At 33.5% G+C, this 14,064-nt stretch carries 10 protein-coding genes and 1 riboswitch; of the genes, 7 read left to right on the top strand and 3 right to left on the bottom strand.

Translation table 11 applies throughout. From position 1 onward, the window contains the following. Positions 1–11: 11 nt before the first annotated feature. The 4 genes from DFQ02_RS01675 to DFQ02_RS01660 all read left to right on the top strand — a co-directional run bounded on the left by DFQ02_RS01675 (position 12) and on the right by DFQ02_RS01660 (position 3,434). The gene (locus tag DFQ02_RS01675) at positions 12–719 is read left to right on the top strand and encodes a fibronectin type III domain-containing protein (RefSeq protein WP_116039247.1); all 708 of its coding nucleotides are present in this window, start codon (positions 12–14) and stop codon (positions 717–719) included. A 26-nt stretch (positions 720–745) separates the two neighbouring features. Next, positions 746–1,618 (top strand): glycoside hydrolase family 16 protein, encoded by an 873-nt coding sequence (locus tag DFQ02_RS01670; protein ID WP_116039246.1) that lies wholly within the window; start codon positions 746–748, stop codon positions 1,616–1,618. A gap of 246 nt (positions 1,619–1,864) precedes the next feature. Continuing rightward, on the top strand, positions 1,865–2,701 hold the full coding sequence (locus DFQ02_RS01665; RefSeq protein WP_116039245.1) for a T9SS type A sorting domain-containing protein: 837 nt from the start codon (positions 1,865–1,867) through the stop codon (positions 2,699–2,701). A gap of 505 nt (positions 2,702–3,206) precedes the next feature. Continuing rightward, the gene (locus DFQ02_RS01660; RefSeq protein ID WP_116039244.1) at positions 3,207–3,434 is read left to right on the top strand and encodes a hypothetical protein; all 228 of its coding nucleotides are present in this window, start codon (positions 3,207–3,209) and stop codon (positions 3,432–3,434) included. Here DFQ02_RS01660 and DFQ02_RS01655 read toward each other — a convergent pair. The 3 genes from DFQ02_RS01655 to DFQ02_RS01645 form a co-directional block, all read right to left on the bottom strand. Further along, positions 3,400–4,878: a mannosyltransferase gene (locus DFQ02_RS01655; protein WP_116039243.1), complete on the bottom strand. Its 1,479-nt coding sequence runs from the start codon at positions 4,876–4,878 to the stop codon at positions 3,400–3,402. The genes DFQ02_RS01660 and DFQ02_RS01655 overlap by 35 nt on opposite strands. A 115-nt stretch (positions 4,879–4,993) precedes the next feature. Further along, positions 4,994–6,106, bottom strand: coding sequence for a 3-isopropylmalate dehydrogenase (gene leuB / locus DFQ02_RS01650; RefSeq protein WP_116039242.1), 1,113 nt, complete (start codon positions 6,104–6,106; stop codon positions 4,994–4,996). Between the two features lie 15 nt (positions 6,107–6,121). After that, the gene (locus DFQ02_RS01645) at positions 6,122–7,297 is read right to left on the bottom strand and encodes a 2-isopropylmalate synthase (RefSeq protein WP_116039241.1); all 1,176 of its coding nucleotides are present in this window, start codon (positions 7,295–7,297) and stop codon (positions 6,122–6,124) included. A gap of 148 nt (positions 7,298–7,445) precedes the next feature. Here DFQ02_RS01645 and DFQ02_RS01640 point away from each other — a divergent pair, with 148 nt between their 5' ends. From DFQ02_RS01640 to thrA, 3 genes are all read left to right on the top strand, one after another. Next, positions 7,446–8,996, top strand: a complete 1,551-nt coding sequence (locus tag DFQ02_RS01640) for a hypothetical protein (protein WP_116039240.1) — start codon at positions 7,446–7,448, stop codon at positions 8,994–8,996. 78 nt (positions 8,997–9,074) lie between these two features. Next, a riboswitch (SAM riboswitch) is annotated at positions 9,075–9,201 on the top strand. Positions 9,202–9,322: 121 nt separating this feature from the next. After that, positions 9,323–10,600 (top strand): O-acetylhomoserine aminocarboxypropyltransferase/cysteine synthase family protein, encoded by a 1,278-nt coding sequence (locus DFQ02_RS01635; RefSeq protein ID WP_116039239.1) that lies wholly within the window; start codon positions 9,323–9,325, stop codon positions 10,598–10,600. A 9-nt stretch (positions 10,601–10,609) separates the two neighbouring features. Beyond that, positions 10,610–14,008: a bifunctional aspartate kinase/homoserine dehydrogenase I gene (gene thrA / locus DFQ02_RS01630; protein WP_116039238.1), complete on the top strand. Its 3,399-nt coding sequence runs from the start codon at positions 10,610–10,612 to the stop codon at positions 14,006–14,008. Positions 14,009–14,064: the final 56 nt, after the last annotated feature.

The following is a 14,064-nucleotide window of genomic DNA, read 5'->3' as shown; positions in this document are numbered from 1 at the left end:
AACAAATTGTTATGAAAAAACTCCTATATATATATGTTCTAGTTGCCTTTATAAATACATCCTGTTCCTCTGGTGGAGGTGATGATACAGGTGGTGGAGGTGATACTTCCGATAGTAAACCCTCTTCGCCTACGTTAGTGTTTCCATCTCAAAACCAATTGTGTATCACAAATGTTTTGAATTTTGAATGGCAGGCCTCTACCAATTCAGATGGTAGTTCAGTTATCTATATTTTAGAAATAGCAAAGGATAATCAATTTAATAACAAAGTTGTAGATGAAGTTTTAACATCCCTTTCAAAAATAGTAACCCTAGAAAAGGGTTTTGCTTATTACTGGAGGGTAAAGGCTAGAAGTACCAAAAACATAGAAAGTGATTATTCACCTACGGCACAGTTTTATACAGAAGAAGTGCCTAATAGTAACCATTTACCCTTTGCGCCTGCACTAAAGTCTCCCTTTTTAGGACAGTATTTAGAAGCAGGTACCACCATGGCTAACCTAGAATGGACAGCCTCTGATGTTGATGGAGATCCTGTAACTTTTGATGTTTATTTTGGCAAGGATAAAGATGCCTTAACCTTAGTTTCAGAAGATATTTCTGCAAATACTATCCAAGTCAACTTAGATGCTGTTGATACTACTTATTATTGGAAAGTAGTTGTACAAGATGATAAAGGAGCTTTGGTCACAGGGCCAATTTGGTATTTTAATTTATAAATAAAACTTAACTAAATAAATATAATATGATAACTAGTACGAAATTAAAGCGTTTATATTTTAGCTTTATAGGGCTTACAGCACTTTTGTTTGTGTCTTGCTCAGGAGATGAAAAAACCTCACCTGATGATGACCAATTTGATGATGGTGATAATCCAGTAACAATAGCAAAACCTGTTTTAAATTCAATAAACACCAGTGGGTGGACCTTAATGTTTGAAGATAACTTTGATAGTTTTGAACCTACAAAATGGACTAAAAATAATTCTACAAAAAGTAGGGCAGCAAGGCCTGGTATTGGGATTAATCAATGGTTTTGGAAACCAGAGAATGTATCTTATAGAAATGGTAATTTGGTTCTTAGAAGTGAGAAAGTTGCAAACGATGTGTTGCACTGTGGTGGTGTTTTTTCTAATAATTTATTTGAATTTAAATACGGGTACATTGAGGCTAAGATAGATATTGCAGAAACCATGTTTGGAACACACACAGCTCTATGGTTGCAAGGTGATAATATGGGTAATGTAGATGGTACAGGAAATGATGGTGCAGAAATAGATGTTTTTGAGTCCGCATGGGTGCAAGATTATACCAAAAGTGTGGTGCATATAGATGGTTATGGTACATCACACAAGGCAAATACCAGAAAATATGATACCCCAGGTATTCACTCTGGATACCATATTTATGGTTTGTTATGGAATAAAGATATGCTTGAGGTGTATTATGATGGGCAATTTAAAACACGTTATCAAGGGATTTGGGTGCCACAGGTAGAGGAGTTTTTATGGTTATCTACAGGTGCCAGTTTTGGAGGGACTGCAAACTTTACTTCAAGAAATATTGGCGACTTTACAGAGGCAAAAGTAGATTATGTAAGAGTTTGGCGAATGAATTAGATTAATAGAAACTTTAATATAGTTTTGGTTTTTTAAAAACCGCCTTATTAATAGGTGGTTTTCTATATGTATTTTAAGGTTAAATCTTTTTGTTTTTGTACAGTACTGTTTTTTAGTGTTTTGTTTTTAATGGTTTGTGGTAAATAAAAGTATAATTGTACATGTTTAGGTAAGTTTAGTCCATTTTAGAACTGTGTAAATCTAGTAACTTTATACAACCAACAAATAACTAAAATTATAGACATTATGAAAAAAATTACTTTATTAAATTTATTATTTGCCCTATGCGCTTTTACTGGTTTTGGACAAACCATGGTAGATGATTTTGAATCTGGCAATGGTGGAGTAGAAGTAGCTTTTGGTGCAGCATCAACTATTGTTGCTAATCCAAATTCATCTGGACTTAATACAACTGCTAATTGTCTTGAAATTACTCACACTAATGCTAATTGGTATGCACTGACAAGAATTAATGTAAATCCAGATTTATCTATTGGGCCTGCTGAGTCCAAATATCTAAGCGTACTAGTATATAATTTAGATACTGACATGGCATGTAGATTTGATGCGGATAGTGATTCAGGTAATGGTTCAAACCCTGGAGTTATCAGAGCAATCAATGATCACTCTGGTGCAGATGCTTGGGAACAAATAATAATTCCAATTGAATTTCCTAGAGATGCAGGTACTTTTAGTTTAGGAACCTTATATACTCTCGTGTTCCATGCAGATATTAAGGATTTTATTAACGCCAACACAAGTCCTCTAGAAGGTGGCGGTAAAATATATATTGATGAAATCCAAGTTTTGGACTCAAACCCATTAAGTACTTCAGATTTTGAATTGTCTAAAAAAATCTCACTTTATCCAAATCCAGTTCAATCTCATTTTTCAATTCAAACTAAAAATGGTGTTGAGATTTCAAAAATCTCAATTTACAATACCCTAGGTGCTAAAGTTGCTGTTAACCCAGTTTTAGTAGGAAATAAATATGATATCAGTAGTTTAGCGTCTGGAATGTATTTGGTTAAAATTTCAGATGATAAAGGAGCAGTCACTACAAAAAGGTTATTAAAACAATAATTTCTTATAGCTGGTTTATAAATAATCAATTTTAAAAAGCAATAACCCAAGAACAATACATAATTGATCTTGGGTTATTTTAGTTAGTTTGAATTTACACGTATAAAATGGAAAATAACATGTTCTTCTCTATAAGTCTAAGTAACGTCTAAATAAAGTTAAAAATTATATAAAATCATGATTCCATTTTTTGTATTACACTTGCAGGGGTGTTTTATTGGTCTCTGTTTAAGGTTAAGATAGCCCTTGATAATTTTTCAATTTATTCAGAAATTATTTTTAAATTCACATTGTATTTTTGGTATTTATCTTAGTCTAACCAACCTCAAAATAAAAATGATACGTTAGATTGTAGATTACCAAGAATTAAACCCAGAAATTTTGTGTCTTCTTGTAGATAGGTTTTCAAACAGTTATAATAATGGTGATGACTGTTAAAGAGTTGATTTACCTGTTCTTGAAGTAGATTTTAATAATAAAATTAATATTCGTTCTATATTGTTAAATGAAAACAGCAGTTTTTAAATCCTACCAAGATGGTTTATATACATTTTGGTTTGATAATGGTGATGAATTAGCTTTTGAAGAAGTACACCCAAAAGCGCTTTATAAATATAATTTAAAGACAGACAAATCTTTCATTGATAAATCTTTTAAACTTTCCTATTCTGAAGTTTTTAATGATTTAGATGATAGTGTTATTTACAGGATAGATTCTCTTGTATTGCTTTAGGGTTATCTTTAAAAACATCCCGCACAAAAACACTATAAACTATCAGGTATTCTAAGAAAATGATAAGGAGATTTTCTGATTTATTGGCATTTCCTATTTGTATATAAGCCAAATAACTTAGTATAATTACAAAACTCCATATTAACGGAAATTTATATTTTGTAAATACAGATAAAAATAAAAGTGTTACTAGATACCATGGGTGCACTGTAGTACTTAAAAATAAGTAGCAGGTAAAGACTAATAACATAGATTTAAGCAAATTTTCCATGGGATAATTTGCTTTATAAAAAGTTCTGTAAAGTGTGAATAAAAATATCATTAAAGAAAGCACAATGCCTAGAATAGCTATTTCATTATATCCTCTCATATAATAGCCAACTTCACGAAACACATAATAGATACTGGCGTTAAATTCAAATTTTTGAAACCAAAGTGCAACAGTTTCAGTATAATTTAACACGAATTGTTTTGAGAAAAAGGGTAAAAAAAGGAATAATGTAACGGTACCAACAATAGCATAAAACGAAATAAGTTTTATCATTCTTAGTGATAGAGAAGCATCTCTCTCGTCACTGCGAGGAACTTGTGACCTGGTAATCTCATCATTTGATACAGATTGCTTTGCTCCTCCGTTTGCAATGACATGCTTCTTTGTAAACCACTTAAACACCAAAGGCAAAAACATAAGCGGCATTAACTTGGTAGAAATAGAAAGAGCAAACACAGCAGCGCTCCATGGCCATTTGCCTTTCTCAAGCAAATACAGACTCCAAACTAAAAAGAAAATCATGACCCCTTCAAAATGTAGGTTTCCTGTTAGCTCGATGATGATGAACGGATTTAGAACATACCAAAAGATATTATGAACGGGTAACTTTAATTTTTTAAGCAGTTTTTTGCCAAAGTAAAGGGTTCCGTAATCTGCAGAAATAATAATAAGTCGTAAAACAACCACAGAGCCTAAAATACTTTTACTGGCAAATAAACCTGCAATTATAAAGCATAGTTGGTTTACAGGTGGGTAATTGGTGAAATGGCTAGCGTTCAAGGTACCCATGCCATGATATAATTCTTTGGCTTGAGCAATTGGAAAATTTCCTACGCTCATAAAGCTTTCAACAGTGTATAAATAGGGATTAAAGCCTTCTAAAATCATGCGTCCATCCCAGATAAATCTATAAAAATCTTGGGATAGATTAGGGGTAGCTAAAATAAAAGCAGATCTAAATAAAAATGCAAGTGTTGTTAAGAGTTTGGTGTTATTTTTATATTTTTTTTGTAACCAATAAAACAACCCAAAAAGAGAAGTGTATAAGGTAACAAGCTTAACATATTGTGTGCGTTCTAAATTATAAGCAAAAACAGTATAAAGAGCAAAACTTACTAAAGTGATGAGTAGTGGTGTTTTATAAAGCTTTAATAAACCTAGGTTGCGTTGCATTAACCAAATATACTATATAATTGTTTGTTACATATTAAAAAAGAGCACTCATAGTGGTGCTCTTTTTAATTCGGACGTCCTGTAGTTTAATTGTTTTGGTGACTAACTCAAATAATTAAATGATAGTTGACTGTCCTAAATGTATGTTGGTGAAATTCAAATTAGTTTCGTCTGGATTATTTATAAAATCTTCAATAAAATCACCAACCTTGGTTGTACTAATATTATCGTACTTCGTATTTAAATCAGGTGTCGTGATATGAAGATTTAAAGCTTTATCAACACCTTCTCTAATTAAAGCAGCTTCATCATACAAAGCAAAGTGGTCTAACAACATAGCAGCACTTAAAATAGAAGCAATGGGGTTGGCTATTCCTTTGTTTTTAGCTTTAGTGTAAGCACCATGAATAGGTTCAAACATAGCATGTTTGTCGCCAATAGAAGCAGATGCTAATAAACCAATAGACCCAACAATGACGCTAGCCTCTTCTGAAAGGATGTCTCCAAACATATTTTCGGTTAAAATAACATCAAACTGACGAGGATTAATAATGAGCTCCATAGCAGCATTATCAACAAACATACAATCTAAAGTAACATCAGGATAATCTTTAGCTATTTCGGTCACAATAGCGCGCCAAAGTCTAGAGCTTGCTAAAACATTGGCTTTGTCAACCAGCGTTAATTTGTGTTTCCTTCCTTGCGCAGCTTTAAAAGCTAAATGTGTAATGCGTTCTATTTCAGAGCGTTTGTATTTACAAACATCAGAAGCTTCATCGTTACTAAAATGCTTGTCACCAAAGTAAATGCCGCTAGCCAGTTCTCTGTAAATTAAAATATTGGTACCCTTAATTTGCTTTACTTTTAATGAGGACTTATTTAGTAAATCATCATAAGCAATTACCGGTCTTATATTGGTGTATAAATCGAATGTTTTTCTCAAACCTAATAAGCCTTGTTCTGGTCTTATAGTGGCTAAAGGATCATTATCATACTTGGGATCACCAATGGCGCCAAATAAAATAGCATCTGCTTTGTCGCAAATGCTAATAGTTTCTTCTGGTAAAGGAACTCCTGTCTTATCCATAGCACAAGCACCAACCAAAGCCTTTTCGAAAGTAAAGACGTGATTAAATTCCATGGCAATAGCTTTTAGAACTTTAATGGCCTGAGCAGTCACTTCTGGTCCAATACCATCGCCCGGTAAAACGGCTATGTTTAATTTCATCCCCTTTAAAAAAAATTAATTAGAAGAAATCTCGTTGTAAACCGAACTAGACTCTATGATTTGATGAATATCATTGTCATCTATTTCTTTTTTATTATCTGCAAATTCTAAAAATTTGTTGTAAACTTCATCTAGCTGGAGTTTGGTTAATTCATAACCTACATTTTTAGCTCTGTAAGCTAAAGCAGCTCTACCGCTTCTGGCTGTTAAAACAATAGCAGATTCTGTGACACCAACGTCTTTAGGATCTATAATTTCGTAGGTCTCACGATTTTTAATTACGCCATCTTGGTGAATACCAGAACTATGAGCAAATGCATTAGCACCAACAATAGCTTTATTTGGTTGTGTGTAAATACCCATACTGTCTGATACCAATTGACTGATGCCAAATAGCATTTCAGAGTTAATTCTAGTGTCTAAGTTTAAGTAAGGATGTTGTCTTAATATCATTACTACTTCTTCTAGTGCTGTGTTGCCTGCACGTTCTCCTATGCCATTAATAGTACACTCAATTTGACGCGCACCATTAATAACACCTTCAATGGAATTAGCTGTAGCTAAACCTAAATCGTTGTGGCAGTGACAAGATAAAATAGCTTTGTCAATACCTTTTACGTTTTCTTTTAGGTATTTGATTTTAGCCCCATACTCATGTGGTAAACAGTATCCAGTAGTGTCTGGAATATTCAGCACTGTGGCCCCCGCTTTAATTACAGCTTCACAAACTCTTGCTAAATATTCATTATCAGTTCTACCAGCGTCTTCAGCATAAAATTCTACATCCTCTACAAAAGATTTAGCATAACTAACCGCTTTAACGGCACGTTCTATAATAGCTTCTTGAGTAGATTTAAACTTGAATTTAATATGAGAATCTGAAGTACCAATACCTGTATGGATTCTTGGTGTTTTAGCGTATTTTAAAGCTTCAGCAGCAACTTTTATGTCATTCTCTACAGATCGTGTTAAACCACAAACGGTGGCATGTTTTACAATTTTTGAAATGGCTTCAACCGATTTAAAATCCCCAGGACTGGAGACGGGAAACCCCGCTTCAATAATATCTACACCCAATAGATCAAGCTGTTCAGCAATGACTAATTTTTGTTCAGTATTTAATTTACATCCAGGAACTTGCTCACCATCACGCAGCGTAGTATCAAAAATTTGTACCTTATTATCAGACATTTATTAAAATATATTTTCTTATTCTTTTACGAATGTATATTTTGGTTTCGTAAAACTACAACTTTAATTACTTTTTTTACGATGTTTAACTACTGCTAAGTTAAGTTAAAAAATTGTATTACAATGCTTTAAAGGTAATTTTGTAACTATGACAAAAGAGCAAAAAGATAATTTGTTTGTGTTGGTGAAGTCTTTATCAAAGTCCGAAAAAAGACAATTCAAATTGTATGTAGGGAGATTAGGCGTAAATGAAGACTCCAAGTTTTTATTGCTCTTTAATATTTTGGATAAGTTACCTAAATATGACGAAGCCACTATTTTAAAAAAAGGTATTGTAAAAAAACAACAACTTTCTAATTTAAAAGCACATTTATATAAACAGATATTAATAAGTTTAAGGTTGAATCCTTCTCATCAAGATGTCCGAATCCAGATTCGTGAACAATTAGATTTTGCTACCATTTTATATCATAAAGGACTTTATAAACAGAGCTTAAAGATTTTGGATAAAGCCAAAAATATGGCAATAGCTCATGAGGAAAAGAACATTGCCTATGAGATTGTAGAGCTGGAAAAAATTATTGAGTCGCAGTATATAACACGTAGTTTGAGTAATAGGGCAGATGAGTTGACAGTGCAAGCTAAAGAATTGAGTGTTCAGAATGTGGTGGCCAGCAAGTTATCTAATTTATCATTACAGCTTTATGGTTTGTTTTTAAAAACAGGTTATGTGAAAAATGACGCAGAACATAAACGAATTACAGATTATTTTAATGCACGTTTACCTAAATATGATATCAATGACTTAGGCTTTCGGGAAAAGTTGTGGTTATACAAAGCGCATTTGTGGTATAGCTTTTTAATTCAGGATTTTTTATCGTGTTATAAATACGCTTTAAAGTGGGTAACGCTTTTTTATGATTATCAAGATATGATTAAGCTAAATCCTGTTTTCTTTTTACGAGGAAATCATTACTTGCTTGAAGCTTTGTTTTATTTACGCAAACATGAAAAGTTTAAAGAATATCTTGAAAAGTTGGAAAGTGTAACAAAAGAAAAGTGGTTTCCAATTGATGATAATGTTGATGGCTTAGCGTTTCTGTATATCTACACCAATAAACTCAATTTGCATTTTATAGAAGGTTCTTTTGAACAGGGGGTGCCATTAATTGATGAGGTTTTAGAACAATTAAAAACTTATAAGGATAGAATTGATGAACATCATATCATGGTATTCTACTACAAAATTGCTAGCATGTATTTTGGAGCAGGAAACAACAGAGAATGTATTCAGTTTTTAGATAAAATAATTAGTAACAAATCATTACAAATGCGTGAAGATTTGCTATGCTTTTCAAGAATTTTGAATTTGGTAGCACATTATGAGGCCGGGTTAGATTACAACTTAGATGTACTAATTAAAAGTACTTATAAGTTTTTAATAAAAATGGAAGATTTGTATGAGGTACAGAAGGAATTTATTAAGTTTTTAAGAGGCTTGGGAGATATTTATCCTCACGAAGTGAAGAACGAGTTTATCAAACTTCATAAGAAATTAAAAGAGTTTGAAGATGATTCCTATCAAAGTCGTGCCTTCTTATATTTAGATATAATTTCATGGTTAGAATCTAAGATAGAAAACAAACCCATTGCAAGTGTTATTCGTGAGAAATTTGAACAGAATTTGATTGAAAACTAAAATTAACCCTTAAAAAATTTGGAAAATAACTTTTCTGAACGAATATTTGCAAAACAAAAGTTCAACAAACGTATTGAAATGTTATCAAGAAAGGTGGAGGGATTAGACCCACAGAAGCCTTAGCAACCCTTTAAACTTATTAAAGAAGGTGCTAAATTCTACTTAAATGACCGATTCATTTATCGGGAGTTTGGATAGATAACTAAACGAAATTACTTTCTGTAATTTTAAAATTCTTATAACATTTTTCTATACTTAGTACGTTATTTTTAGCGTATTTTAACTATTGGATTATTTTTTATTAACCGAAAAAAGAAATTAGAAAAATGAGCGATCAAAAATTAGCAACAAACGCATTACATGCAGGTCATGATGTTAAAGCCACAGGAGGAACAAGAGCGGTGCCTATTTATCAAACTACTTCCTATGTGTTTAATGATTCAGAACATGCAGCAAACCTGTTTTCACTACAAGAATTAGGCTTTATCTACACCAGATTAAACAATCCAACAAACCAAGTGTTACAAGAGCGTCTAGCTTCAGTTGAAGGAGGTATTGGAGCTGTTGTATTTGCTTCTGGTACAGCCGCTATTTCAACAGGGCTTTTAACGCTTTTAAAATCTGGGGATCATATAGTAGCTTCAAGTAGCTTGTATGGAGGTACATACAATTTGTTAAGTGTTACATTACCCAGATTAGGTATTACAACAACATTTGTAGATGCATCAAACCCAAATAATTTTGCTAAGGCAGTTCAAGATAACACAAGAGCCTTTTTTGTAGAGTCATTAGGAAATCCAAAATTAGATGTTCTTGATTTAGAAGCCATTGCCGAACATTCAAAAGCAGCAGGAGTTCCTTTTATTGTAGACAATACGGTGGCTACTCCAGCTTTATTAAATCCAATTAAACATGGTGCAAATATTGTTATTCATTCATTAACTAAATACATAGGTGGTCAAGGAACATCCTTGGGTGGAGCCATTATTGATGCAGGAACTTTTGATTGGTCTAACGGAAAGTTTCCTGAATTTACAGAGCCATCAGCGGGATATCACGGACTAAAGTATTACGAAACACTAGGCGCAGCGTCATATACCTTTAAACTCATATTAGAAGGGTTACGAGATTTTGGAGGTGCTTTAAGTCCAACCAATGCTTTTAATATTCTACAAGGTTTAGAAACTTTACCTGTAAGAATCAAACAACACAGTGAAAATGCTCTAGAACTAGCAAAATGGTTAGAAGCTCAACCCGAAGTGGCTTGGGTAAATTATCCAGGGTTAGCAAGTAGTAAATACAAAGCGTTAGCAGATAAATATTTGCCTAGTGGCCAAAGTGGCATTGTTACTTTTGGTGCCAAAGGCGGTTTTGAAGCTGCTAAAACCATTGCAGACAAAACAAAACTTTTCTCATTACTTGCTAATATTGGAGACACAAAATCATTGATAATTCATCCTTCTAGTACCACGCATCAACAACTAAATGAAGAAGAACAGGCTTCAGCTGGTGTCTCACCAGATTTAATTAGATTGTCCGTGGGTATTGAGGATATTGAAGATTTGAAAGCAGATTTAAAAGCTGCTTTTTCGGAAATAAAATAAACACTAGAGTTGAAAGACACATTGCAACATATCATAATAAAGAATTACACAACTATAAGTGGTGTGCTTAATCCTGAGCTTAAATTAAGTTATCAGGTATTTGGGCAAGCATTAGGAACGGCTCCGGTTGTTTTGGTAAATCATGCCCTTACAGGTAATAGTAATGTGGCAGGGGAAACGGGTTGGTGGAAAGATTTAATTGGAGAAGATAAGGTAATTGATACCAAGATTTATTCCGTTTTAGCCTTTAATATTCCAGGGAACGGATTTGATGGTTTTCTTATAGAAAACTATAAAGATTTTGTGGCTCGTGATGTAGCTCAAATCTTTTTAGAAGGCTTAAAAAGATTAAGTTTAGACAAAGTTTATGCTACCATTGGAGGTTCTCTAGGAGGTGGTATTGCTTGGGAAATGGCTGTTTTGCAGCCTAATTTTACGGAGCATTTAATTGTGGTAGCAACTGACTGGAAGTCTACAGATTGGTTAATTGCCAATTGCCAAATTCAGGAGCAGTTCTTATTGAATTCTAAAAACCCGGTTCATGATGCCAGAATGCATGCTATGTTGTGTTACAGAACACCTGAGTCTTTTAAAGCGCGTTTTCAACGCACCAAAAATGAAGATTTAGAAATTTTCAATGTAGAAAGTTGGCTACTACATCATGGTAAGAAATTGCAAGAACGGTTCCAACTGTCGGCCTACAAATTGATGAATCAACTCTTAAAGACTATTGATGTTACTAAAGATAGGGCGTCTAACTTTAATGTTTTAGAGAATATTCAAGCTAAAATACACATTGTTGGTGTAGATTCTGATTTGTTTTTTACAGCTGAAGAAAACAGAGAAACGCATAAACAGTTGGCCTTATCGAACCCAAACGTAACGTATAGTGAGATACATTCGGTACATGGGCATGATGCATTTTTAATGGAATATGACCAACTTGAGAAAATAGTTGAAGGCATATTTGTGCCAGATTCAAAAAGAAAACCGATTAAAGTTCTAAAGTTTGGAGGTAAATCGCTGGCTAACGGAGAAGGTCTAGAAACGGTATTATCTATTATAAAAAACAAGGTACATGCCGGTGAGCGTATAACAGTGGTGGTTTCAGCAAGAGGGTCGGCAACCGATGACTTAGAAGCCATCCTGAATAAAGCTTTAGAAGGAAAGCCTTATAAAGAAGATTTAGAAGCTTTTAAGGCTTATCAGGGGCAGCCTTCAACTTACATAGATTTTTCAATAGAATTTGAAGTTCTTGATAAACTTTTAGAAGGCGTTAGTTTGTTGCGTGATTTCAGTAAAAAAACTAAGGACAATATTTTAGCACAGGGCGAATTACTGTCTGTTAAACTTATTGCCAATTTATTGAATGAGCATGGTATTGAAGCCAGAGCTGTAGATTCTCGAGAGTTAATAAAAACCGATGAATCTTTTGGCAATGCGCAACCGCTCCATAAACTATCTAAAGAAAATGTTGAGAATTATTTTAAACGAAATAATGGTGTAGTTAATGTAATAACAGGTTTCATAGCTTCAAACTTAAAGAATGAAACTACCACTTTAGGTAGAAATGGAAGTAACTATACAGCTGCGCTATTAGCAAATTTTTTAGAAGCCGAAGAGTTACAAAATTATACCCATGTTAGTGGTATTTATACGGCAGATCCTAATTTAGTTCCAGATGCCAAACAAATTAGAGAATTGTCGTTTAGTGAGGCCAATGAGTTGGCAAATTTTGGTGCTTCGGTGTTACATGCAAAAACCATCATTCCGTTGGTGGAGAAGAATATTAATCTTCGTATTTTAAATACTTTCAATCCTAATGACCAAGGTACTTTAATTACCGCAAAACCAAGTGTTAAAGAAGTTACCTCGCTTTCTGTGTTAGATAAGGTGGCATTATTGAATTTAGAAGGACGAGGTTTATTGGGTAAAATAGGTGTTGATGCCAGAATATTTGGAGCCTTGGGAAATGCGGGTATTAGTGTGAGTATCGTATCACAAGGTTCTTCGGAGAGAGGTATCGGATTAATTATTGATGCAGATCAGTCAGCACAAGCCGTAGCAACGTTACAACGAGAATTTAAAAATGATTTTCATTCTCAAGATGTAAATGCTATTACCGTTAATGATAATGTGGCAGTTATCTCAATAGTAGGCATTGAATTAAGTTCGTTCCACAAACCCTTCAATGCGCTAATTAAAAACCAAATTACTCCGTTGCTTTTTAATAATACAGTTACTGGGAAAAATGTGAGTTTGGTGGTTAATAAAACAGAGCTTCATAAGGCATTAAACGTTATTCATGGGGAAGTCTTCGGAATTTCTAAAAAGATTAATATTGCTGTTTTTGGACATGGAGGTGTTGGAGGGGCTTTAATTAATCAAATTCTTAAGTCAAAAAACGATATTGAAAAACGAAAAGGGATTAATTTAAATGTGTTTGCTATAGCCAATTCAACCAAACTCATTTTAGATAAAAATGGGGTTGATAATCAATGGAAAGAGGCTGTGGCTTCAAGTTCATTAGATAGTTCTATTGAACACATTATAACGTTTGCTAAGAACCATCATTTAGAAAACTTAATTGCAGTAGATAATACGGCAAGTGATGTGTTCTATAAAAACTATGTACCTTTAATTGAAGCTGGTTTTGATTTAGTATCCAGTAACAAAATAGCCAATACCATTTCGCATGATTTTTACAGAGAATTACGTGAGCAATTAAAAGAGCATAATAAACAGTATCTTTATGAAACTACTGTTGGTGCTGGTTTACCTTTAATTGATACAATTAAATTACTTCATGAGTCAGGTGAAAACATCACACGTATTAGAGGGGTGTTTTCAGGTACTTTAAGTTATTTATTCAACAACTTTTCGGTACAGAATAAGCCATTTAGTGCAATTGTTAGAGAGACCATTGATAAAGGGTTTACCGAACCTGATCCGCGTGAGGATTTTTCAGGAAATGATGTGGCTAGAAAGTTATTGATTTTGGCAAGAGAACTGGATTTACAAAATGAGTTTGAGGATGTTGAAGTACTGAATTTAATTCCAGAAGCCTATCGTAATATTTCGGTCGCTGACTTTTTAAATCAACTAGAGGTTTTAGATGATAAGTATCAGAAAATAAAAGAGGAGCAAGCATCAGGTCATGTGCTTCGTTATGTGGGTGATTTATCTGGAGATTTATCTCAAGATAAAGGCAATTTAGAAGTGAAATTAGTATCAATTCCAGAAGATAGTACTTTGGGGCATGTAAAAGGTTCTGATGCTATTTTCGAAATATTTACAGAAAGTTACGGAGAACAACCTATAGTTATTCAAGGTGCAGGTGCAGGCGCAGAAGTTACGGCACGTGGAGTTTTTGGGGATATATTAAGGTTGTCTAAACATATCAGTTAATTAGTTTTGTCATTCCCACGTAGTCATTAAGCAGAGTCTAAGTGTCATTGAAACCT

Source organism: Seonamhaeicola aphaedonensis (genome assembly GCF_003386195.1).
GTDB classification, from domain to species: Bacteria; Bacteroidota; Bacteroidia; order Flavobacteriales; family Flavobacteriaceae; genus Seonamhaeicola; species Seonamhaeicola aphaedonensis.
The sequence above is the reverse complement of the archived record's forward strand: the minus strand, read 5'-3'. Positions and strand labels throughout refer to the sequence as shown.